This window comes from Streptomyces sp. SCL15-4, assembly GCF_033366695.1.
GTDB lineage: Bacteria > Actinomycetota > Actinomycetes > Streptomycetales > Streptomycetaceae > Streptomyces.
The window spans coordinates 4,614,292-4,634,879 of sequence record NZ_JAOBTQ010000001.1; the positions used below are offsets into that span (position 1 = coordinate 4,614,292).

Genomic DNA, 20,588 nt, shown 5'->3' on the forward strand with positions numbered 1-20,588 from the left:
GGAAGGCGGGACGGGTCCTCGGGGCCCGCCCCGCCTTCCGCCGCTCCACCGGGCCCGTCCCGCGGTCAGCCGGCGGCGGGTCGCAGCAAGAGGGTCCGTGCGGCCTCGCTGTATCGTTCGGCGGCCCCGAACGTCGGTGCCAGCGCGGTGAGTTCCACGAAGCCGCAGGTCTTCAGCGCGCCCAGGACATGCAGCGCGACGCCCTCGCCCCGGTCCCGGCGATACAGCAGATCCTGGCCGCGCAGCCGTGCCACGGCGGTCTCCGGGTCGAGCCGGCCGAGCGCCTCGGGGTCGAGGATCCGGCCGTGGACGTAGCACATGGCCTGCCCGTCCGGCCGGCGCAGCCGCCCGTCCGCGCCGACGCTCCGGCCGACCAGGGCCTCGGCGTAGCGCAGGACGTGGCTGGGGCCGACCTTGCGCAGATTGATCTCCACGGCGAGCGGGCCGCGCTCCCCGGCGATCACGAAGTCCACGCCGAAGCTGCCCCGGTGGCCGAGCGAGGCGAGCACCTCGCCCGTCCGGGCCACCGCGTCGGTGAGGGCGGGCCGCCACCGCTCGCCGGCCGGATACCGGCAGCCCCAGTACTGGCCTCCGGAGAGCACCTGGTCGTGGCAGGCGAGCACCTTCACCGCGCCGTCCGCGCCGATGAGGCCCTGGCCGCTGGGCGAGGAGGCGACGTCCTCCAGGAACTCCTCCACGATCACGCCCTCGCCGGCCAGCTCCCGGTGGAACTCCTCGGCGGACATCCGGATGATCTCGGCCGAGCCGAGCAGGTCCCCGGTGCGGATGTACTTCCGGCAGTCGACCAGCACGTTGCCGACCGAGGCCGCCCAGGTGCTCGCGCTGACCTTGACCAGCACGTGCCGCGGCCGGTCCGGGCCGCCGGCCAGCCGCCGGATCGCGGCGTCCACCTCCGCCTCGCTGCGCAGCGCCTCGGCCCCGCCGCCGGGCACGGGCACGCCGGCCCGCAGCAGGATCTCCTTGCTGCCGGCCTTGCTGCCCCAGCGGGTGGCCAGGGAGGCGTGGCCCTCGTCCAGGTCGGCGCCGGTCCTGCGGGCCAGTTCGTCCAGCGCCTCGGACGCCATGAAGTGCACGATCCCGGCCCGCGCGGTCTTCCCGGCCGCGTCCCGCAGCGCGGCCACGAGGCCGTCGTCGCCGAGGACCAGCTCGTCCAGCGGGCGCGGCCGGCGGGCGTCGGGAGTGAGCAGGGTCAGCCGCTCGCGGGCACTTTCGATCATTTGGTCGTCAAAACCGAAAACATCGCGGAAATGATATTCGAGGGTGTAGGGGTCGACGGGTTCCGAGGTGACGACGACGGCTCTTTCCGCCGGGTCCTTCAGGCTCCACAGATAACCCAGGCTTCGCTCGGCGGAGTAACGCAGATACGGCACCTCTTCCAGCATGCGATCGGCGTAGTTGAGCGCGTAGATCAGGATCTGCGTATAACCGGTATCTGCCATGCTGGGAGATTAGGGGCGGCGCCTGGAAAATGGTAGCGGAATCGCCCGTTCCGGTGGCGGCCGTAATGCACTCCGTCATCCTCATATTCCAACGTCACGCTTTCGTGTGGCACATGCCGAAGGGCCGCACCCCCGCCGGCGTCCAACCCCGGGGATGCGGCCCTTCAGCCGTCACGGTGAGCCCTGTCGGTACGGGCCCGGTCCAGCGCGCTCAGACCGCGATGGCGACCTCCGCGAGCCCGCCCTTCTGGGCGACGACCGTACGGTCCGCGGTCCCGCCCGGCACCAGCGCGCGGACCGTCCACGTGCCCTCGGCCGCGTAGAAGCGGAACTGGCCGGTCGCGGAGGTGGGGACCTCCGCGGTGAACTCGCCGGTCGAGTCCAGCAGCCGGACGTAACCGGTCACCGGCTCGCCGTCGCGGGTCACCTGACCCTGGATCGTGGTCTCACCGGGCTTGATCGCCGAGGCGTCCGGGCCGCCGGCCTTCGCTCCGCACATGCTGTATCTCCAGAAGGGTCTGACCAGGAGGTCGGTCGGGATGGGTTACTTGCCGGCGCCGAGCTCGATCGGCACGCCGACCAGGGAGCCGTACTCGGTCCAGGAGCCGTCGTAGTTCTTGACGTTCTCCACGCCCAGCAGCTCGTGCAGCACGAACCAGGTCAGGGCCGAGCGCTCACCGATGCGGCAGTAGGCGATCGTGTCCTTGGCGAGGTCGACGTTCTCCTCGGTGTAGAGGGCCTTCAGCTCCTCGTCCGACTTGAAGGTGCCGTCGTCGTTGGCGTTCTTCGACCACGGGATGTTCCGCGCGCTCGGCACGTGGCCCGGACGCTGCGACTGCTCCTGCGGCAGGTGGGCCGGCGCGAGCAGCTTGCCGGAGAACTCGTCGGGCGAGCGCACGTCGACCAGGTTCTGCGCGCCGATGGCCGCCACGACGTCGTCGCGGAAGGCACGGATCGAGGTGTCCTGCGGCTTGGCCCGGTACGCGGTCTTCGGGCGCTCCGGGACCTCGTCGCCGGCCACCAGCTCGCGGGCGTCCAGCTCCCACTTCTTGCGGCCGCCGTCGAGGAGCTTGACGTTCTCGTGGCCGTAGAGCTTGAAGTACCAGTAGGCGTACGACGCGAACCAGTTGTTGTTGCCGCCGTAGAGGACCACGGTGTGGTCGTTGGCGATGCCCTTCTCCGACAGGAGCTTTTCGAAGCCCTCCTGGTCGACGAAGTCACGGCGGACCGGGTCCTGGAGGTCCTTGGTCCAGTCGATGCGGATCGCGTTCTTGATGTGGTTCTTCTCGTAGGCGGACGTGTCCTCGTCCACTTCCACGATGGCGATGGTCGGGTCGTCCAGGTGCTCCTGGAGCCAGTCGGCGTCGACCAGGACGTCGCTGCGGCTCATGCTCTTTCTCCTCCGGGGCAGTCGCGGCGGGGCGTGCGTATAGAGAGGGGTGCGCTCGGTGTCCGAGCGGCACACGGATGCCCTGACCACAGGGCGGATGAGGGACGCGGGAGCCGGGGGCTTCCGCTCAGAAGGGGCGACAGAGCATGGCGGCCACGCGGCACAGGTCCACTGCCCGCCGCTTGGTGAGATCCGCTTGTCCCCGCGGCCGGAGGACGCTCGTCGAGTACCGCATGGGGCCGATCGTAGGGACGACGGGGCGGGCGTGTCACCGGTGTGTCATATGGCGAGACGCGATCGTCCGAATGGTGGTACGAGAAGAGCGCCCGGCCGACCCCGGAGGGCCCGCCGGACGCTCGTGCGCCCGGGTGCGGCTACGGTGCGGACGCGGCCGTCTCGCCAGTCGGACGTTCGCTGTCCATCCCGCAGTTCCGGACGTCTACCCCGCCAGCCGGACGCCCGAACCCTTCACGCTGATCTCGACGCCCTCCGGCGCCGCCTGCACCTTGTCCAGCTTGATCCCGCCGGGCAGCTGGTCGATGGCCTGCTGGAAGTCGGTGATCGTGCGGATGCGGTCCTCGGCGATCGCGGCGCCGGCCAGGCTGGGCAGCGAGTCCGCGTGCACCTCGACCTTGCCGTCCACGACGCTCACCGAGCTGAGCACGGACACCGTCTGCTTGATCCCGAGGGCCGGCGCGGTCAGCTCCACCGCCACCTTGATCTTGCCGTGGCCGCCGTCGGAGAGCCCGGTGACCCGGGCGCTGGCCCCCGGGGCCACCTGGGTCGGCTCCGGCCTGGCGGTCTTCAGCAGCTCGGCGTACGAGACCGTGCCGGTGCCGGTCGCGGTGGCCGCGGTGGCGGAGCTGTAGTCGCCGGAGAACTCCACGCCCTTCATGTGGGCCTTCAGGTCCTCGACCCGGATGGTCCGGCCGGCCTCGCCGGTGGCCGCGTCGTACTCCTCGATCCCGACCTCGACGTCGTCCAGGGAGCCGCCCGCGAGCTGGGTGAGGAACGGGAAGCCCTTGATGTCCACGTCCGGCGTGGCGCTCAGCTGCTCGTTCGCCTTCAGCTTGTCCGCGGCCTCGCCCTCGGCGAAGTGCACCGCGACCCGGTCCGCGATCACGAACAGCGCGCCCAGGATCACGACGACGATCAGCAGTATGCGCAGGCCTCGCATGGGGTTCCCCCGGGTCGGTGGTGGTGGTGACGGGCGTCCGGTACGGATACGCCACGGTAACCCCGCGGGGCCCGGCGGCCGGAAAATTGTGGATCAGTTGTGACAGGGGCCGCCGGCCCTACTCTGGAGCTATGTACGCCCGGCGACGGCATCTCTACTTCGCCATGATGGGGACGTGTATCGGCCTCTTCGTCCTGGCCTGGGGGGTCGTACGCATCTGGTCGGTGCCCGCGGCCGTCGGCCTGTGCGTCGTGGCCATGGTCATCCCGCCGGTCGCCGCGATGGTCGCCAACCGGCGCGGCCCGGAGGACCGCTGGTGGGACGATCCCTCGGGCGACCCGGAGTCGGACGAGTGGTGGGACGAGCTGGACGGCAAGAAACGCCCGCGTCCGTGACGGCGGATCAGTAGACGAGCGCCTGGGCGCCGTCGGCCAGCGCCTCCTGCACGAACACCTGCGCGCCCGCGATCCGTACGCCCTCGATCACGTCCTGTTCCGTGATCTCCCGGCGGGCGGCGCACTGCGTGCACAGCGTGATCCGCCCGGCCGCGAGGACCGACTCGATCAGGTCGGGCAGCGGGGCCGCGTGCGGCAGCTCGAACTCGGCCGCCCGTCCCGGCAGCGCGAACCACGAGGACTCACCGGTCAGCCACAGCGAGACGTCGACCCCGCTGGCCACGGCCACGGCGGCGACCGTGAACGCCTGCGAGCACCGCTCGGGAGCGTCCGCCCCGGCCGTCACCTTGATAACGAGCTTTTTCGCCATACCCGAATCGTAAAGCGCTTGCCCGCAACTCCATGCGCATGTCATGAGTCTCCTGTGCGAGCGCGGGACGACACAGCCGCGCCGCCCTACTTCGCGGGCGGGGACAGCCGTCGGGAACTGGCCCGGCAGCTCACCGATCACGGCCTGCGGCACATCGCGGGCCGTGGCTGGAGAACCCCGGACGGCACCCGCACCACGATCCGGCTGCTGCGCTTCGGCAGCGCCACCGTCTCCGAGACCCTGCTGACCGGCAGCCTCGCCAACACCGGGGCGCCCGCCCATCCGGCGCGCGGTGCCGAGTACTACGAGCTGGACGAGACGTTCCCGCCGCGGGCGCGCATGAAGGGCGTGACGCTCTTCCCGTACACGGAGTCCAAGCCGTACGGCGCCGAGCAGGTCCGGCAGGCGTACCTGGTGGCCGGGGACACCGTCGCGGTGATCACCCAGTCCCGCAAGGGCGGGGTGGACGCTGTTCCGTTCCGGCAGGCGGTGACCCTGCAGACCGAGCTGCTCAGCTGAGCGGACCTCGTCAGGAGGGCCGGGGCCCGGCCGCGTAAGCTGGGCTCCGGCTCTGTCGTATGCCCACCCTCGCTCAAGGAGCACCCGTGGAGATCTTCTTCGAAACCCTGCTGGTCCTGGTCTGCGTCGGCGTGCTCGCCTTCGCCGGTCTGACCGTGAAGAAGCTGTACCAGGGCCAGCGCTGACCCCCCTCTAGGAAAGCCTCCGCTCATGATCGAGATCCCGTCCGACCTGCACAAGGACCTTGTCCCGCTCGCCTTCCTGCTCGGCAGCTGGGCCGGCGCGGGCGTGCACGACTTCCCCGGCTCCGAGAAGTGCAACTTCGGCCAGGAGGTCAGCTTCACCCACGACGGCCGGGACTTCCTGGAGTACCGCTCCCACACCTGGGTGCTGGACAAGGACGGCAACAAGGTCCGCCCGCTGGAGTCGGAGTCCGGCTTCTGGCGGATCGACGCCGACCGCAAGGTCGAGGTCACGATGACCCGCGACGACGGCGTCATCGAGATCTGGTACGGCGAGATGGCCGACAAGAAGCCGCAGATCGACCTGGTGACGGACGCCGTCGCCCGCACTCCCGGCTCCCCCGCCTACAGCGGCGGCAAGCGGCTGTACGGCTACGTGAAGAGCGACCTGATGTGGGTGGGCGAGAAGCAGACCCCCGAGGTCCCGCTGCGCCCCTACATGTCGGCCCAGCTCAAGAAGGTCGTCACCCCGGAGGACGTCGAGCGCTGGGCCAAGGCCCTCCCCGACGACATGCCCGACGACGGCATCGCTTTCTTCAAGTAGTCCTAGACTCGTCGGTGTGGTGAGCACCGACTGGAAGAGCGACCTCAGGCAGCGCGGCTACCGGCTGACGCCGCAGCGGCAGCTTGTCCTCGAAGCCGTCGACACCCTTGAGCACGCGACCCCCGACGACATCCTCGTGGAAGTGAGGAAGACGGCGTCGGGGGTCAACATTTCCACCGTCTACCGGACGCTGGAGCTGCTGGAGGACCTGGGCCTCGTCAGCCACGCCCACCTCGGGCACGGCGCGCCCACCTACCACCTCGCCGACCGGCACCACCATCTGCACCTGGTGTGCCGGGACTGCGAGAACGTCATCGAGGCGGACGTGGAGGTGGCCGCGGAGTTCACGGCCAAGCTGCGGGAGCAGTTCGGGTTCGACACCGACATGAAGCACTTCGCGATCTTCGGCCGGTGTCAGGACTGCTCCCCGAAGGCTTCAGGTAGCACGTCGTAGGCTTGCGTCATGAAGAGCCCCCTGCTGTCCCTGCCCGGCGCAGTCCCCGCCGAGGGTGTGGACGAAGGTGTCGCCGCCCACTACGGCGACCTGTTCCGCGAGCAGCGCGCCCTCGCCGACGGCACCGGCTTCGTCGACCTGTCGCATCGCGGTGTCGTCACCGTCAGCGGTGACGACCGGCTGAGCTGGCTGCACCTGCTGCTCACCCAGCACGTCAGCGAACTGCCCGCGGGCGAGGCCACCGAGGCCCTGATCCTCTCCGCGCACGGGCACATCGAACACGCGCTGTACCTCGTGGACGACGGTACGACCGTCTGGGCGCACGTCGAGCCCGGCACCCAGGACGCGCTGATCGCCTACCTGGAGTCGATGAAGTTCTTCTACCGGGTGGAGGTCGCCGACCGCACCGCCGACATCGCCGTGGTCCACCTGCCGGCCGGCTCCATCGCCGACGTGCCGGACGGGGCCGTCGTACGCGAGACGGCGTACGGCCGCGACCTGTTCCTGCCGCGCGCGGAGCTGGAGCCGTTCGCCGCGTCGCACGGTCCCGCCGCGGGGCTGCTCGCCTACGAGGCGCTGCGGGTCGAACAGCACCGGCCCCGGCTCGGGTTCGAGACCGACCACCGGACCATTCCGCACGAGCTGGGCTGGATCGGTACGGCCGTGCACCTGCAGAAGGGCTGCTACCGGGGGCAGGAGACGGTCGCCCGGGTGCAGAACCTCGGCAAGCCGCCGCGCCGGCTGGTCTTCCTGCACCTGGACGGCAGCGAGGTGCACCTGCCGGTGCCGGGGACCGAGATCCGGATCGCGGACGAGGGGCCCGAGGGCCGCAAGGTCGGCTTCGTGACGACGTCCGTACGGCACCACGAACTGGGGCCGGTGGCGCTGGCGCTGGTGAAGCGGAACGTGCCGGCCGACGCGCGGCTCCTGGCCGGAGAGACGGCGGCGGCTCAGGAGGCCGTGGTCGAGCCGTAGGCGCCCTTTTCGGGCCGCTCACATCTCCAGCAGCACCGTGAACGGGCCGTCGTTCGTCAGGTTCACCCGCATCTGCGCGCCGAAGCGGCCCGTCGCCACCGTGGCGCCCAGGGCGCGCAGCCGGGCCACGACCTCGTCGACCAGGGGCTCGGCGAGGTCGCCGGGAGCCGCCGCGTTCCAGGTCGGGCGGCGGCCCTTGCGGGCGTCGCCGTAGAGGGTGAACTGGCTGATCACCAGCAGCGGCGCCCCGGTGTCGCTGCACGACCGCTCGTCCTGGAGCATCCGGATCGTCCACAGCTTGCGCGCCAGCTGGGCCGCCTTCTCCTTGGTGTCCTCGTGGGTCACCCCGACCAGGACGCACAGCCCCTCGCCCTCGATCGCGCCGACCGTCTCGCCGTCCACGACGACGCTCGCGCCGTCCACCCTCTGCACCACCGCACGCATGCCGACCATGATGCCCGGTGCCCCGTGCCCGCCCGCACACGGTCCGGGCCGAAGCCGGTATGGATCCGTTACCGCCCATCTGGGGCCGTTCGGGGGCTCTCGGTCACATAGCGGCCGGTTGGGGTGGCACGATGCTTCCCACACGCCGGTCGAGGGGACGGTCACACGCAGATGAGCACACCGAGCACGAGCGGGCGGCTGGGGACACAGGGGACGCACCGGCCGCCCGCGCAGCGCGCCGACGGCCCCCCGGACCCCGGCCCCGGCGAGGGCGGCCTGGCCCGGCTGAGCCTGCCCGAGCTGCGCACTCTGCGCCGCGACGCCCAGCGGGACGAGGCGGATCTCAGTTATGTGCGGCGGCTGCTCCAGGGCCGTATCGACATCCTGCGCGCCGAGCTGGGCCGGCGCGGCCGGGCGTCCGTGCCGGCGCCCGCCGACGGCTCCGTGGTGGACCGGCTTCCGGAGATCCTGCGGGACGCCCCGGCCCGGCAGCGCTCCTCGGCCCGCCATGTCACGCTCGGCACCCCGCACAACGAGGAGTACGGGCGGCTGGCCGCCGAGATGCTCGCCGAGGTGGAGTTGTCGGACCTGACGGCGCGGACCGACCCGGAGCTGACCGCGGCCATGGGCCGCCTGGTCCGTTACGAACAGGAGGTCTCGCGCTGCCGCCAGCGGCTCCAGCGCACCGCCGACGACTGCGGCGGTGAGATCGCCCGCCGGTACCGGGAGGGCGAGGCCCAGGTGGACGACCTGCTGACGTGAGCGCGGCGCGGGCCCGCTGCGTAGGCTCCCCCCATGGCTGAGATGGGTCTGCGCGAGCGCAAGAAGCGGCGGATGTACCAGGACGTGTCGGACACCGCCGTACGGCTGTTCCTGGAGCGCGGCTTCGACGCGGTGTCCGTGGCGGAGGTCGCCGCCGCGGCCGGGATCTCCAAGCCGACCCTCTTCCGGTACTTCCCGGCCAAGGAGGACCTGGTCCTGCACCGGATCGCGGACCACGAGACGGAGGCCGCGCGGGTCGTCGCCGGGGCGGCGGACCCGGTGGCCGCGCTGCGCCGGCACTTCCTGGCCGGGCTGGACCGGCGCGACCCGGTGACCGGCCTGAACGACCATCCCCAGGTGCTCGCCTTCCACCGCCTGCTCTACGGCACCCCGTCCCTGGTGGCGCGGGCCTACGCCCATCAGGAGCGCTCGGAGGCGGCGCTCGCCGAGGCACTCGGCGGAGATCTGGACGCGCGGCTGGCCGCCGGGCAGATCATCGCCGTCCAGCGGGTCCTGGCGCTGGAGAACTGGCGGCGGATCGCGGCGGGCGAGCCGGTCGAGCGGGTCGCGCCGGACGCCGTGCGGGCGGCGGAGCGCGCGTTCGGGCGGCTGGCCGAGGGGCTGCCGGAGCTGCGGCCTGCTCAGTGAGACTCGGTTAAAAATGTAACTCGGTAACATTTTCGCGTACGCTGATGCCATGACGTCGACCGACCCCGCCCTCACGGAAGCCCTGCACACCGAGCGCGCCTACCACGACGCCTGCCGCGCGGCCCTCGCCGCGATGGTCGACGGCGCCGCCGAACAGGTCGTCACCGGCGAGGACGTCTCCGCCTCCGGAGCCGACGCCGAGGTCCTCGGACACCGGCTGCGCAGCCAGGCCAAGGCGCTGCGCGAACTGCCGCCCGGCCCGCTGTTCTTCGGCCGGCTGGACTTCGCCGGCGGCCATCCCGGGCACGGCGGGCAGAGCTACCACGTGGGCCGGATGCGCATCACCGAGGACCCGGCGGCCCCGCCGCTCGTCGTCGACTGGCGGGCCCCCGTCTCCCGCGCCTTCTACCAGGCGAGCGCCACCGACCCGCGGGGCGTGGAGGTGCGCCGCCGGTTCGGCTGGGCCCCGGGCAGCCGGGGCGACGCCGCCGACCTCACCGCCTTGGAGGACGAGCACCTGGGCCGCGGCGAATCCCGCACCAGCGACATCGTGGCCCGCGAGATCGAGCGGCCCCGCGTCGGACCCATGCGGGACATCGCCGCCACCATCCAGCCCGAGCAGGACGACCTCGTCCGCGCGGACCTCGCCGATTCGGTGTGCGTCCAGGGCGCGCCCGGCACCGGCAAGACCGCCGTCGGCCTGCACCGGGCCGCGTACCTGCTCTACACCCACCCCAAGCGGCTCCAGCGCTCCGGCCTGCTCGTCCTCGGCCCCAACCGCACCTTCCTCGGCTACATCGCCGAGGTACTGCCCTCGCTCGGCGAGAGCGCCCGGCGCGGCACCGCCGACAAGGGCTACCGCCAGCGCACCCTCCTGGAGGAGATCGCCCGCCACCCGGCCACCGGCACCGACCCGCTGCCCACGGCCGTCGTCAAACACGACCCGCGCATGGCCGAGGTGCTGCGCCGGGCGCTGTACGCGCGCGTCACCACCGACGGCGTGAGCGACCTCGCCGTCCCGGACGGCTCCTACCGCTGGCGGGTGCCCGCCGCCGACCTGGCCGCCCTGGTGGCCGAGGTCCGCGCCGAGGAACCCCCGTACGCCATCGGCCGGGAGCGGGTGCGCACCCGGGTGGTACGACGGCTGCGCGAGCAGGCCGAACGGCGCTCCGGGGTGCTGCCCGCCGCCTGGGTCCGCCGCGTCGAGCGGTGCCGGCCGCTGACCGCGCGGCTCGACGCCGTGTGGCCGAAGGTCCGCCCCGAGGAGGTCCTCGCCGACCTCCTCCCCGACGCGCGGGCGCTGGGCCGGGCCGCCGACGGCCTGCTGGACGCGGAAGAGCAGGCGGCGCTGCTGTGGCCGCGCCCGCCCCGCTCGTACAAGTCCGCCCGCTGGTCGGCCGCCGACCTGGTCCTGCTGGACGAGCTGGCCGGGCTGATCGAGCACCCCGAGGGCTACGGCCACATCGTCGTGGACGAGGCGCAGGACCTCTCCCCGATGGAGTGCCGGGCCATCGCCCGCCGGGCCGTCTTCGGCTCGCTCACCGTCCTCGGCGACCTCGCCCAGGGCACCACTGCCTGGGCCGCCCGGGACTGGTCCGTCCAGCTGCGCCACCTCGGCCGGCCGGACGCGGCCGTGCTGCCGCTGACCACCGGCTTCCGGGTGCCGGCCGCCGTCCTGGACCTGGCCAATCGGCTGCTCGCCCGGCTCGGCGTCGACGTCCCGCCGGCCACCTCGCTGCGCACCGACGGCGAGCTGACCCTGCGCCCGGCGACGGACGTGCTCGCCGCCACCGTCACCGCCGTCCGCGACGCGCTCACCCGGGAGGGCTCGGTCGGGGTGATCACGGCGGACGCCGACGCCGGCCGGGTGCGGGCGGCCCTGGCCGGGGCCGGACTCGACGCGGCCGGCCCCGACGCGCCCGGCGCCCGGCTGGCCGTCGTCCCCGCGAGCCTGGTCAAGGGCCTGGAGTACGACCACGTCGTCGCCGTGGAACCGGCCGCCGTGGCGGAGGCGGAGGAGCGGGGCGCGCACCGGCTGTACGTGGTGCTGACCCGGGCGGTGTCCCGCCTGGACGTGGTGCACGCCCGTCCGCTGCCGTTCTGAGAGCCGGACGGGGCTCAGAAGCCGACGTACTCCGCCAGGTGCTCGCCCGTGATCGTCGAGCGGGCCGCGACCAGGTCCGCGGGGGTGCCCTCGAAGACGATCCGGCCGCCGTCGTGGCCGGCGCCCGGGCCGAGGTCGATGATCCAGTCCGCGTGCGCCATGACCGCCTGGTGGTGCTCGATGACGATCACCGACTTGCCCGCGTCGACCAGCCGGTCCAGCAGGCCGAGCAACTGCTCCACATCGGCCGGGTGCAGCCCGGTGGTCGGCTCGTCCAGGACGTAGATCCCGCCCTTGTCGGACATGTGCGTGGCCAGCTTCAGCCGCTGCCGCTCGCCGCCGGACAGCGTGGTCAGCGGCTGGCCGAGGGTGAGATAGCCGAGGCCCACGTCGGCCAGGTTCCGCAGGATCCGGTGCGCGGCCGGGGTGCGGGCCGCACCGGCGCCGAAGAACTCCCCGGCCTGCTCCACGGTCATCGCCAGCACCTCGCTGATGTCCCGGCCGCCGAGCCGGTACTCCAGCACCGAGGCGTCGAACCGCCGGCCCTCGCACTCCTCGCACGTGGTGGCGACACCGGCCATGATCGCCAGGTCGGTGTAGACGACTCCGGCGCCGTTGCAGGCCGGGCAGGCGCCCTCGGAGTTCGCGCTGAACAGCGCCGGCTTCACCCCGTTGGCCTTGGCAAACGCCTTGCGGACCGGCTCCAGCAGCCCGGTGTACGTCGCCGGATTGCTGCGCCGCGAACCGCGGATCGGGGTCTGGTCGACGAACACCACGCCCGCACCGGCCGGTATCGACCCGCGCACCAGCGAACTCTTCCCGGAACCGGCCACTCCGGTGACGGCGGTCAGCACGCCGAGCGGCACGTCGACGTCGACGTCCTTCAGGTTGTGGGCGGTGGCGCCGCGGATCTCCAGCGCGCCGGACGGCTCGCGCACCGACTTCTTCAGCGCGGCCCGGTCGTCCAGATGGCGGCCGGTGAGCGTGCGGGCGGCGCGCAGCCCGGCGACGGTGCCTTCGAAGCAGACGGTGCCGCCGGCCGTACCGGCGCCCGGGCCGAGGTCCACCACATGGTCGGCGATCGCGACGACCTCCGGCTTGTGCTCCACGACGAGCACCGTGTTGCCCTTGTCCCGCAGGCGCAGCAGCAGGTCGTTCATCCGCCGGATGTCGTGCGGGTGCAGACCGGCGGTCGGCTCGTCGAAGACGTACGTGACGTCGGTCAGCGAGGAGCCGAGGTGGCGGATCATCTTCGTACGCTGCGCCTCGCCGCCGGAGAGGGTGCCCGCGGGCCGGTCCAAGGAGAGATAGCCGAGACCGATCTCCACGAACGAGTCCAGCGTGTCGCGCAGCGAGGCGAGCAGCGGGGCCACGGACGGCTCGTCCAGCTCCCGCACCCACGCGGCCAGGTCGCTGATCTGCATCGCGCAGGCGTCGGCGATGCTGATCCCCTTGATCTTCGAGGAGCGGGCGGTCTCGTTGAGCCGGGTGCCGTCGCAGTCGGGGCAGGTGGTGAAGGTGACCGCGCGGTCCACGAACTCCCGGATGTGCGGCTGCATCGCCTCCCGGTCCTTGGCGAGCATGGACTTCCGGATGCGCGGGACCAGACCCTCGTACGTCATGTTGATGCCCGCGATCTTCATGCGGGTCGGCTCGCGGTACAGGAAGTCGTCCAGCTGCGCCCGGGTGAAGGCGCGGACCGGGCGGTCCGGGTCGTAGAGGCCGGACTCGGCGTAGAGGCGGTGGTTCCAGCCGCCGGGCTTGTAGCCGGGGATGGTGAGCGCGCCCTCGTTGAGGGACTTGTCCGCGTCGTAGAGCTGGGCCAGGTCGATGTCGGTGACCGTGCCGCGGCCCTCGCAGCGCGGGCACATGCCGCCGGTGACGCTGAACTCGCGGCGCTCCTTCACCTGCTTCCCGCCGCGCTCCAGGGTGACCGCGCCGGCCCCGCTCATGGAGGCGACGTTGAAGGAGAACGCCTTGGGCGAGCCGATGTGCGGGGTGCCGAGGCGGCTGAAGAGGATGCGCAGCATCGCGTTGGCGTCGGTGGCGGTGCCGACCGTGGAGCGCGGGTCGGCGCCCATCCGCTGCTGGTCCACGATGATGGCGGTGGTCAGCCCGTCGAGCACGTCCACGTCGGGCCGCGCCAGCGTGGGCATGAAGCCCTGCACGAACGCGCTGTACGTCTCGTTGATCAGCCGCTGCGACTCCGCGGCGATGGTGTCGAACACCAGGGAACTCTTGCCCGACCCGGAGACGCCCGTGAACACCGTCAGCCGGCGCTTGGGGATCTCCACGCCGACGTTCCTGAGGTTGTTCTCCCGCGCGCCGTGCACCCGGATCAGCTCGTGGCCGTCGGCGGCGTGCGGTGCCGTCACCGGCGCGTCGTCCGTCCTCGCGGTCATGCTCATCGTCTCTCCGTCCCTGGAACCCACGCCACGCTAACGGCGCTGACCGCCCGACCGCTTCTCCATTACTGACGGAAAGGCCGGTTCCCCGGCCGGCCGGGGGTTTGCCGCGCGGCTCGCGGCGGAAGGTTCCGGCATGCACCGGGACGGCTGGCACCTCACCGAAGACATCGACGACTTCCTCGGCCGGGCCGGGCCCTTCCTGCGCGCGCGGCCGGATCTGCACACCATGGCGCTGACGGTGACCGAGACCCTGCGCACCCAGGGCGCGGCAGCGTACGGCGGCCGGGCCCCGCTCCTCGGATACCTGGTGGAGTCGGGCGAGGTCCGTGCCGCCTTCCACCGCAGGACACCCGGCCTGCTGAGCCCCACCCCGCTCACCGCGCGGCAGGCCGGCGCCCTCGCCGCGCGGCTGGCCGGCCGCGGTCACGTCCTCGCCGGGGTCGGCGCCGAGCAGCACACCGCCGCCGCCTTCGCCGAGGCGTGGCGGCGCGCCACGGGCGCCACGCCGGTCCCGCGCGCGCAGCGGGTCCGCCTCTACCGGCTCGCCGCCCCGACCCCGCCCGAGCCGTCTGACGAGGGCCGGGCCCGCGCCGCCGGCGCCCGCGACCACGGCCGTGTCGTGCGCTGGTGCCGCGCGTTCACGGCGGACGTCGGGGAGGACTTCCCCGCGGACGACGCCGCCTGGCCCGGCACCCGCTTCGCCGCCAAGCGCTTCACGTTCTGGGAGACCCCGGACGGCACCCCCGTCTCCCTGGCCGGGGCCACGCCGATGACCGCCGGCCACGTCCGGGTGGACCCCGTCTACACCCCGGCCGGCCTGCGCGGGCGCGGCTACGCGGGCGCGGTGACGGCGGCGGTGAGCCGGGCCGCGCTGGCCGCGGGCGCCCGTGCCGTCGTCCTGTTCGCCGACCCGGCCAACCCCACCAGCACCGCGCTCTACCAGCGCATCGGCTACGTCCCGGTCGCCGAGTTCACGGTGTACGACTTCTCGTGAGGGCGGCCGTACGTCCCTGCTCGGGGGCGGTGCGGCGGTCGTGCTCCGGGGCGGTGCGGAGGGTGTAGGGAGGCTGTCGGTGGTATGTCGGTGGAGGTTGCGACCTTGGGCGGGCCGGTGCTCCTCGGGAGCACGCCGACCCCGCAGCGCAAGGAGCCTGTCATCGTGTTTTCCGCATCCCGGAGCCAACCGTGGGACGTTCACCGGCCGCCTGCCGCCGAGGGCAGGACCTTCCTGGTCACCGGGGGCAACGCCGGCATCGGTTACTTCGTCGCCGAGCAGCTCGCCGCCACCGGCGCCGTCGTCGTACTCGGCAGCCGGGACACCGCGAAGGCCGACGCCGCCATGGCCTCGATCCGCTCGCGTGTCTCCGGCGCGCGCGTACGGCACCTCTGGCTGGACCTCGCCGACCTCTCGACCCTGAAGACCGCCGTGGACGCCCTGGACATCGATCACCTCGACGCGGTGGTCCACAACGCGGGGGTCGCGCTGGACGCTCCGCCGCGCCGGGAGACCGTGGACGGCCACGAGCTGATGTTCGGCACCAACCACCTCGGCCACTTCGCTCTCACCCAGTGGCTGGCCCCCTTGCTGTCCGCGGCGCCGGCGGGCCGCATCGTGACCGTGGGAAGCTTCGCGGCGCGGTCCGAGCGACTGGACCTGGACGATCTGCAGTCGACCCGCGACTACCGGCCCAAGCGCACCTACGGCCGGTCGAAGCTGGCGCAGATGTGCTTCGGCTTCGCACTCGACCGTCGCCTGCGCGCGGCCGGCAGCACGGTGCTCAGCGTGGTGGCCCACCCCGGCGGCGCACTGGACTCCCTCACCCCGTCCCGTCCGCCGGTACGGGTGACCACCTCCGGCGAGCGGCTGCGCGCGCTGCCCGCCGGGCTCCTGGTGCAGGGCAAGGACGCCGGGGCGTGGCCCGTCGTGCGCGCCGTCCTCGATCCGGCGGTACGGGGAGGGCAGCTGTGGGGGCCGAGGGTCTTCGGTCTGCGGGGCACGCCACGGTGCGAGCCCGTCCCCTCCCACATGGCCGACCGGGCCGTCGCCGCTCGCCTGTGGGCCGCCAGCAGCGAACTGACCGGCACCGACTCGCACCTCGGCTTCCGGTAGGCGCGGAGCCCGGTCGCGACACACTCTTGCAAGCGGATGCTTGCAAAAGTTAGCGAAGGTGGGGCAAGGTGGAGGCATGGCATCGCTGAACGTCGGCAATCTCGGTGAGTACCTGCGCGAGCAACGGCGCACCGCCCAGCTCTCGCTACGGCAGCTCGCCGACGCCGCCGGTGTGTCCAACCCGTACCTGAGCCAGATCGAGCGCGGGCTGCGCAAGCCCAGCGCGGAGGTGCTCCAACAGGTCGCCAAGGCCCTGCGCATCTCCGCCGAGACCCTGTACGTCCGCGCCGGCATCCTCGACGCCGAGCGGGACCGCGACGAGGTCGAGACGCGCGCCGTCCTCCTCGCCGACCCCTCGCTCAACGAGCGCCAGAAGCAGGTGCTGCTCCAGATCTACGAGTCGTTCCGCAAGGAGAACGGATTCGGAACCGGTGAGCCCGACCGGGCCGGGGCGGACGGGGACGGCTCCGTGGACCAGGAGGCCGGTGGCGGCAGCGGTACGGCCGGCGGAGGCGATGCCGCCGGAAGCGACACCGACGCAGGTCGGCGACGGACGGCCGGATAACGCCGGACCAGGGCTCGGACGCCCGCCGCGGACCTCGTCAACCCAGCCGAACGCGAATTCGATCCGGGAGGATCCCACCATGGCCATCACCGACGACCTGCGCAAGACCCTCAGCGACCCGACCCCGCTCTACTTCGCCGCCGGCACCGCCGATCTGGCGCTTCAGCAGGCCAAGAAGGTGCCGGCCCTGGTCGAGCAGCTGCGCGCCGAGGCCCCGGCCCGCATCGACGCCGTACGCAACACCGACCCCAAGGCCGTGCAGGAGAGGGCCGCCGCGCGCGCCAAGGAGGCGCAGGAGACCCTGCAGACCAAGGTCGGCGAACTCATCGGCGCCCTCGACGTGAAGAAGCTCGGCGAGACCGCCCAGGACCTCGCCCTGCGCGGTGTCGGCGTCGCCGCCGAGTACGCCGTCAAGGCCCGCGAGACCTACGAGAAGGTCGCCGAGCACGGCGAGCAGGCCGTGAAGACCTGGCGCGGCGAGGCCGCCGAGGAGATCGAGGACCTGGCGATCGTCGTCGAGGGCAAGCCGGAGCCGGCCGCGGTCACGCCGGAGCCCGTCCCGGCCGAGCCGGAGCCGGCCGCGCCGAAGCCCGGGCCCGTCGCGGTCGGGGACGACGAGCCGAAGCCGGCGACGGCCGAGGAGAAGCCCGCCAAGAAGGCGCCGGCCGCCCGCAAGTCCACCACCGCGAAGAAGACCACTCCGTCGGCCAAGTGAGAACGACCGGCCGGACGGTCACGGGCCGGGCACCTTCGGGGGTGCCCGGCCCGTTGTATGGGTACGGTGGCGGCGTAGCAGGACCGGGAATCGACGGACGGTGGACGACATGCTGATGCTGGGCTTCGCGGGGTTCATGGGCATCTTGAAGATCATCCTCATGGCCCTGGCCGCGTTCGGGCTGTTCGACGCCGCGTTCCGCCGCGAGGACGCCTTCCGCGCGGCCGACAAGCAGAACAAGGTCTTCTGGCTGATCATCCTCGGCATCGCGCTCGTGGTCAGCTATCTGTTCTCGATCCTGTCCATCCTGCCGATCGCCGGCGCGGTCGCCAGCATCGTCTACCTCGTCGACGTCCGCCCCGCCCTCCGGCAGGTGGGCGGCGGCCGCGGCTGGGGCGGCCGCCGGGGAAGCAGCAGCGACGGTCCGTACGGGCCGTGGAACGGCGGCCGTTAGCGGCACCGGGCAGGACACCGCCGCGCGCCCCGGCAGGCAGGCCGGCGCCCGCCGGCCCCGACGGGCCCCGGAAACCTCCTACGCCGCCCGGTCCAGCAGCACCACGGCCACGTCGTCCGTCAGCTCGCCGCCGTTCAGCTCCCGCACCTCGTGCACCGCGGCCCGCAGCAGCTCCTCGCCGCGCAGGCCCTCGGCGAGCTGCCGGCGGATCATCTCCACCATGCCGTCCTCGCCGAGCCGCTCCCCGTCCACGCCGACCCGGCCCTCGATCAGGCCGTCGGTGTAGAGCATCAGGCTCCACCGGGCGCCCAGCTCCACCTGCGTCCGGGGCCAGCGGGCGCCGGGCAGCAGGCCGAGGGCGGGGCCGTTGTTGTCGTAGGGCAGCAGCCGCGGCGGCCGGCCGGGGCGGGCGATCAGCGGGGCCGGGTGGCCCGCCAGGCACAGGCCCGCGCGGCGGCCGTCGGGGGCGATGTCCACCGTGCACAGCGTCGCGAAGATCTCCTCGTCGGCGCGCTCGTGCTCCAGCACCTGCTGGAGGGTGTTCAGCAGCTCGTCCCCGCACAACCCGGCCAGGGTCAGCGCCCGCCAGGCGATGCGCAGCTCCACGCCGAGCGCGGCCTCGTCCGGGCCGTGGCCGCAGACGTCGCCGATCATGGCGTGCACGGTGCCGTCCGGGGTGCGGACGGCGTCGTAGAAGTCACCGCCGAGCAGGGCCCGGGAGCGGCCCGGCCGGTAGCGGGCGGCGAACCGCAGCGCGGAGCCGTCCAGCAGCGGGGTGGGCAGCAGACCGCGCTCCAGGCGGCGGTTCTCCTGCGCGCGCAGCCGGCCCTCGGCGAGCCGTCGCTCGGCCGTCTCGGACCGCTTGCGCTCCACGGCGTAGCGGATGGCGCGGCTGAGCAGCCGGCCGTCCAGCTCGTCCCGGAACAGATAGTCCTGGGCGCCCACGCGCACGGCCTCGGCGCCGCGCTCGGCGTCGCCGGAGGCGGTCAGCGCGAGCACGGCGTGCCGGGGCGCGAGCCGCAGCACGTGCCGGAGCACGGCCAGCTCGTCGTCGGTGTCGTCGCCGCCCGGCGCCGGGAGCGCCAGGTCCAGCAGGATGCAGTGGACGTCGTCGGTGAGCAGCCGCCCGGCCTCGGTGAGGTTGCGGGCGGTGCGCACGCGGATCGGCTTGCCGGCCGAGTCCAGCAGGTCGGGCACGATCGGCGAGCCGGCCGGGTCGTCCTCGATCAGCAGCAGGGTGAGAGTGGCGCCGGAGCCGTGCGCGGGCGTGGCGTCGCGGTGCGCCTCTTCCTTGAGGGGGCCGCCGACGGCGTGCGGGGCCTGCGCCTGACCACTCTCCACGGCCGGGATCGCTCTCTGCCGCGGTACGGGTACGGGCATCGTCTTGGGTTCCTTCCCTCCCCCCGAGGGCTCGGCGGCATCGAGGGTCTCGACCCACCGACGGGTGACCATAGCGGCTGGGACCGCCTCGGCGGAATGGTGTGAGCCGCGTCGCTCCGCCGTCCGCCGCCGTCATATGCCGCGTTCCCTACCGCAGTTGGACACGCCGACGGCCCGGCCGGGATGACGAAGCTCACGTCCGGCGGGAGTTGGCCGTGCGGTGGGTCACGTGACGGAGGTCACCGGCCGTGGGAGCGGTCCCGGGGCCGGGTCCGGGACCGTCAGGCGTCCGGTCGTACAACGCCCAGGATCGGCATCGAGCCGGCGCCCGCCTCCGTCACCGTACGGCCGGGGCGCGGGGCGTGGATGATCGTCCCGTCGCCGATGTACAGCGCCACGTGGCTGGCGTCGTCGAAGTAGATGACGAGGTCGCCGGGGCGCATGTCCTCGACGTCCACGTGCGGCAGCTGCCGCCACTGCTCCTGCGAGGTGCGCGGCACGGGATGCCCGGCCGCCGCCCAGGCCTGCGAGGTCAGGCCCGAGCAGTCGTAGGAGTCCGGGCCCTCGGCGCCCCACACGTACGGCTTGCCGAGCTGCGCGGTGGCGTACGCCACGGCCTTCTCGCCCGGCGCGGAGGCCTTGTCGTGGGCGTCCTTGAGGACACCGGTGTCCAGCCAGGCGGTCTGCGCCTTCTTCGCGGCCTCCCGCTCCAGCTGGGCCAGCCGCTCCTTCTCCTTCTTCTCCAGCCGGGACTCGAGCTTCTCCGCCGCGTCGATCTGCTCCTCGATCTCCTTCTTGGCGGCGGCCTTGGCCTTGCGGTTGCCCTCCAGCCGCTTCCACTGCGCGGCGGCGTCGTCGGCGTACGCCCGCAACTCCTTCTGGGCGCGGGACATCTCGGCCATCAGCCCGGTCGCCGCCCGCTGGCCCTGGAGCACCCGGCCGGCGCCGTCCAGGAACCGGCCCGGGTCGTCGGTGAGCAGGAACTGGGCGGTGGAGGAAAGGCCGTTGGTGCGGTACTGGTCCCGGGCCGCCGCGCCCGCCCGGTCCTTCAGCCCGTCCAGCCGCCGCTGCCCCTGGTCGATCTTCCGGGTCAGCTCCGCGATCTCGGCGGACTGCTTCTTCGCCTTCTCCTCGGCCGCGTTGTAGGCGTCGGTGGCCACGGCCGCGTCGTGGTAGAGCTTGTCCAGCTTGGCGCGGACCTCTTCAAGGTCCTTGTCCGGTACGGGAGTCACCGCAGGCGTGGGTGTGGGTGCGGGTATGGGCGCCGGGGCCGCGAACGCCGTGCCCGGTGCCGCGAGGACGGTCACCGCGCAGACCACGGTCAGAGCGGCCGTGAGCAGGCCGCGCTTGCCCGAACCCATACCTTTTCCCCCAAACTGATTTACCGTCAGTAACTTACGGTCGTCTGAGGGATCGTGCCACGGTCGCGCGCAAAGCGACAGAGGTCGTCGGAGACCGGACACCCCCGCCGG

The 20,588-nt window shown here is 72.7% G+C and carries 23 protein-coding genes; 13 read left to right on the top strand and 10 right to left on the bottom strand.

Annotation, left to right across the window (positions count from 1 at the left end; genetic code table 11):
* Positions 1–65: 65 nt before the first annotated feature.
* From besA to SCK26_RS20325, 5 genes are all read right to left on the bottom strand, one after another.
* A complete protein-coding gene (gene besA / locus SCK26_RS20310; protein ID WP_318202719.1) occupies positions 66–1,460 on the bottom strand; it encodes an L-propargylglycine--L-glutamate ligase BesA in 1,395 nt (464 codons plus the stop codon).
* A gap of 211 nt (positions 1,461–1,671) precedes the next feature.
* Entirely contained in the window at positions 1,672–1,959 is a 288-nt protein-coding gene (locus tag SCK26_RS20315) for a DUF1416 domain-containing protein (protein WP_318202720.1), read from the bottom strand.
* Between the two features lie 45 nt (positions 1,960–2,004).
* Positions 2,005–2,850 (bottom strand): sulfurtransferase, encoded by an 846-nt coding sequence (locus SCK26_RS20320; RefSeq protein ID WP_318202721.1) that lies wholly within the window; start codon positions 2,848–2,850, stop codon positions 2,005–2,007.
* Positions 2,851–2,977: 127 nt separating this feature from the next.
* On the bottom strand, positions 2,978–3,085 hold the full coding sequence (locus SCK26_RS38005) for an Ms5788A family Cys-rich leader peptide (RefSeq protein ID WP_351326910.1): 108 nt from the start codon (positions 3,083–3,085) through the stop codon (positions 2,978–2,980).
* A 204-nt stretch (positions 3,086–3,289) separates the two neighbouring features.
* On the bottom strand, positions 3,290–4,027 hold the full coding sequence (locus SCK26_RS20325; protein ID WP_318202722.1) for a DUF2993 domain-containing protein: 738 nt from the start codon (positions 4,025–4,027) through the stop codon (positions 3,290–3,292).
* A gap of 131 nt (positions 4,028–4,158) precedes the next feature.
* Between SCK26_RS20325 and SCK26_RS20330 the strand changes: the two genes are divergently transcribed.
* Positions 4,159–4,422, top strand: a complete 264-nt coding sequence (locus SCK26_RS20330; protein WP_268694206.1) for a DUF3099 domain-containing protein — start codon at positions 4,159–4,161, stop codon at positions 4,420–4,422.
* Positions 4,423–4,429: 7 nt separating this feature from the next.
* Here the strand turns inward: SCK26_RS20330 and SCK26_RS20335 are convergent, their stop codons facing one another.
* The gene (locus SCK26_RS20335; protein ID WP_318202723.1) at positions 4,430–4,792 is read right to left on the bottom strand and encodes a DsrE family protein; all 363 of its coding nucleotides are present in this window, start codon (positions 4,790–4,792) and stop codon (positions 4,430–4,432) included.
* A gap of 54 nt (positions 4,793–4,846) precedes the next feature.
* Between SCK26_RS20335 and SCK26_RS20340 the strand changes: the two genes are divergently transcribed.
* The 4 genes from SCK26_RS20340 (at position 4,847) to SCK26_RS20355 (ending at position 7,526) form a co-directional block, all read left to right on the top strand.
* Entirely contained in the window at positions 4,847–5,311 is a 465-nt protein-coding gene (locus SCK26_RS20340; RefSeq protein WP_318202724.1) for a hypothetical protein, read from the top strand.
* A 210-nt stretch (positions 5,312–5,521) separates the two neighbouring features.
* Positions 5,522–6,097: an FABP family protein gene (locus SCK26_RS20345; RefSeq protein ID WP_318202725.1), complete on the top strand. Its 576-nt coding sequence runs from the start codon at positions 5,522–5,524 to the stop codon at positions 6,095–6,097.
* A 16-nt stretch (positions 6,098–6,113) separates the two neighbouring features.
* On the top strand, positions 6,114–6,551 hold the full coding sequence (locus SCK26_RS20350; RefSeq protein ID WP_318202726.1) for a transcriptional repressor: 438 nt from the start codon (positions 6,114–6,116) through the stop codon (positions 6,549–6,551).
* A gap of 9 nt (positions 6,552–6,560) precedes the next feature.
* Positions 6,561–7,526 (top strand): folate-binding protein, encoded by a 966-nt coding sequence (locus tag SCK26_RS20355; RefSeq protein ID WP_318202727.1) that lies wholly within the window; start codon positions 6,561–6,563, stop codon positions 7,524–7,526.
* Positions 7,527–7,544: 18 nt separating this feature from the next.
* On the opposite strand, the gene dtd is transcribed toward SCK26_RS20355, so the two are convergent.
* The gene (gene dtd, locus SCK26_RS20360; RefSeq protein WP_318202728.1) at positions 7,545–7,970 is read right to left on the bottom strand and encodes a D-aminoacyl-tRNA deacylase; all 426 of its coding nucleotides are present in this window, start codon (positions 7,968–7,970) and stop codon (positions 7,545–7,547) included.
* 171 nt (positions 7,971–8,141) lie between these two features.
* Here dtd and SCK26_RS20365 point away from each other — a divergent pair, with 171 nt between their 5' ends.
* From SCK26_RS20365 to SCK26_RS20375, 3 genes are read left to right on the top strand one after another with little or no spacing between them, the layout of a single operon-like run.
* The gene (locus tag SCK26_RS20365; RefSeq protein WP_318202729.1) at positions 8,142–8,732 is read left to right on the top strand and encodes an aerial mycelium formation protein; all 591 of its coding nucleotides are present in this window, start codon (positions 8,142–8,144) and stop codon (positions 8,730–8,732) included.
* Positions 8,733–8,765: 33 nt separating this feature from the next.
* A complete protein-coding gene (locus tag SCK26_RS20370) occupies positions 8,766–9,380 on the top strand; it encodes a TetR family transcriptional regulator (RefSeq protein WP_318202730.1) in 615 nt (204 codons plus the stop codon).
* A 49-nt stretch (positions 9,381–9,429) separates the two neighbouring features.
* Positions 9,430–11,484 carry an AAA family ATPase gene (locus tag SCK26_RS20375; protein WP_318202731.1) on the top strand — a complete coding sequence of 685 codons (2,055 nt, stop codon included), beginning with the start codon at positions 9,430–9,432 and terminating at the stop codon, positions 11,482–11,484.
* A gap of 14 nt (positions 11,485–11,498) precedes the next feature.
* Here the strand turns inward: SCK26_RS20375 and SCK26_RS20380 are convergent, their stop codons facing one another.
* Entirely contained in the window at positions 11,499–13,892 is a 2,394-nt protein-coding gene (locus SCK26_RS20380) for an excinuclease ABC subunit UvrA (RefSeq protein ID WP_318202732.1), read from the bottom strand.
* A gap of 133 nt (positions 13,893–14,025) precedes the next feature.
* Between SCK26_RS20380 and SCK26_RS20385 the strand changes: the two genes are divergently transcribed.
* The 5 genes from SCK26_RS20385 (at position 14,026) to SCK26_RS20405 (ending at position 17,736) form a co-directional block, all read left to right on the top strand.
* A complete protein-coding gene (locus SCK26_RS20385; protein WP_318202733.1) occupies positions 14,026–14,886 on the top strand; it encodes a GNAT family N-acetyltransferase in 861 nt (286 codons plus the stop codon).
* A 165-nt stretch (positions 14,887–15,051) separates the two neighbouring features.
* Positions 15,052–16,002, top strand: coding sequence for an SDR family NAD(P)-dependent oxidoreductase (locus SCK26_RS20390; protein ID WP_318202734.1), 951 nt, complete (start codon positions 15,052–15,054; stop codon positions 16,000–16,002).
* Between the two features lie 76 nt (positions 16,003–16,078).
* Positions 16,079–16,567, top strand: a complete 489-nt coding sequence (locus tag SCK26_RS20395) for a helix-turn-helix transcriptional regulator (protein WP_318202735.1) — start codon at positions 16,079–16,081, stop codon at positions 16,565–16,567.
* Between the two features lie 79 nt (positions 16,568–16,646).
* Complete coding sequence (locus SCK26_RS20400; protein ID WP_318202736.1) at positions 16,647–17,282, top strand: hypothetical protein; 636 nt, start codon at positions 16,647–16,649, stop codon at positions 17,280–17,282.
* Between the two features lie 109 nt (positions 17,283–17,391).
* On the top strand, positions 17,392–17,736 hold the full coding sequence (locus SCK26_RS20405; protein ID WP_318206055.1) for a DUF2516 family protein: 345 nt from the start codon (positions 17,392–17,394) through the stop codon (positions 17,734–17,736).
* Positions 17,737–17,814: 78 nt separating this feature from the next.
* On the opposite strand, the gene SCK26_RS20410 is transcribed toward SCK26_RS20405, so the two are convergent.
* Together SCK26_RS20410 and SCK26_RS20415 are read right to left on the bottom strand one after the other, a co-directional pair.
* Positions 17,815–19,116 (bottom strand): fused response regulator/phosphatase, encoded by a 1,302-nt coding sequence (locus tag SCK26_RS20410; protein ID WP_318202737.1) that lies wholly within the window; start codon positions 19,114–19,116, stop codon positions 17,815–17,817.
* 281 nt (positions 19,117–19,397) lie between these two features.
* On the bottom strand, positions 19,398–20,477 hold the full coding sequence (locus SCK26_RS20415) for an NlpC/P60 family protein (RefSeq protein WP_318202738.1): 1,080 nt from the start codon (positions 20,475–20,477) through the stop codon (positions 19,398–19,400).
* Between the last annotated feature and the right edge of the window lie 111 nt (positions 20,478–20,588).

Coding starts and splice junctions, on each gene's coding strand:
- besA (WP_318202719.1), bottom strand. CDS start 1,460: ATGGCAGATACCGGTTATACGCAGATCCTGATCTACGCGCTCAACTAC.
- SCK26_RS20315 (WP_318202720.1), bottom strand. CDS start 1,959: ATGTGCGGAGCGAAGGCCGGCGGCCCGGACGCCTCGGCGATCAAGCCC.
- SCK26_RS20320 (WP_318202721.1), bottom strand. CDS start 2,850: ATGAGCCGCAGCGACGTCCTGGTCGACGCCGACTGGCTCCAGGAGCAC.
- SCK26_RS38005 (WP_351326910.1), bottom strand. CDS start 3,085: ATGCGGTACTCGACGAGCGTCCTCCGGCCGCGGGGACAAGCGGATCTC.
- SCK26_RS20325 (WP_318202722.1), bottom strand. CDS start 4,027: ATGCGAGGCCTGCGCATACTGCTGATCGTCGTCGTGATCCTGGGCGCG.
- SCK26_RS20330 (WP_268694206.1), top strand. CDS start 4,159: ATGTACGCCCGGCGACGGCATCTCTACTTCGCCATGATGGGGACGTGT.
- SCK26_RS20335 (WP_318202723.1), bottom strand. CDS start 4,792: ATGGCGAAAAAGCTCGTTATCAAGGTGACGGCCGGGGCGGACGCTCCC.
- SCK26_RS20345 (WP_318202725.1), top strand. CDS start 5,522: ATGATCGAGATCCCGTCCGACCTGCACAAGGACCTTGTCCCGCTCGCC.
- SCK26_RS20355 (WP_318202727.1), top strand. CDS start 6,561: ATGAAGAGCCCCCTGCTGTCCCTGCCCGGCGCAGTCCCCGCCGAGGGT.
- dtd (WP_318202728.1), bottom strand. CDS start 7,970: ATGCGTGCGGTGGTGCAGAGGGTGGACGGCGCGAGCGTCGTCGTGGAC.
- SCK26_RS20365 (WP_318202729.1), top strand. CDS start 8,142: ATGAGCACACCGAGCACGAGCGGGCGGCTGGGGACACAGGGGACGCAC.
- SCK26_RS20370 (WP_318202730.1), top strand. CDS start 8,766: ATGGCTGAGATGGGTCTGCGCGAGCGCAAGAAGCGGCGGATGTACCAG.
- SCK26_RS20375 (WP_318202731.1), top strand. CDS start 9,430: ATGACGTCGACCGACCCCGCCCTCACGGAAGCCCTGCACACCGAGCGC.
- SCK26_RS20380 (WP_318202732.1), bottom strand. CDS start 13,892: ATGAGCATGACCGCGAGGACGGACGACGCGCCGGTGACGGCACCGCAC.
- SCK26_RS20385 (WP_318202733.1), top strand. CDS start 14,026: ATGCACCGGGACGGCTGGCACCTCACCGAAGACATCGACGACTTCCTC.
- SCK26_RS20395 (WP_318202735.1), top strand. CDS start 16,079: ATGGCATCGCTGAACGTCGGCAATCTCGGTGAGTACCTGCGCGAGCAA.
- SCK26_RS20400 (WP_318202736.1), top strand. CDS start 16,647: ATGGCCATCACCGACGACCTGCGCAAGACCCTCAGCGACCCGACCCCG.
- SCK26_RS20405 (WP_318206055.1), top strand. CDS start 17,392: ATGCTGATGCTGGGCTTCGCGGGGTTCATGGGCATCTTGAAGATCATC.
- SCK26_RS20410 (WP_318202737.1), bottom strand. CDS start 19,116: ATGCCCGTACCCGTACCGCGGCAGAGAGCGATCCCGGCCGTGGAGAGT.
- SCK26_RS20415 (WP_318202738.1), bottom strand. CDS start 20,477: ATGGGTTCGGGCAAGCGCGGCCTGCTCACGGCCGCTCTGACCGTGGTC.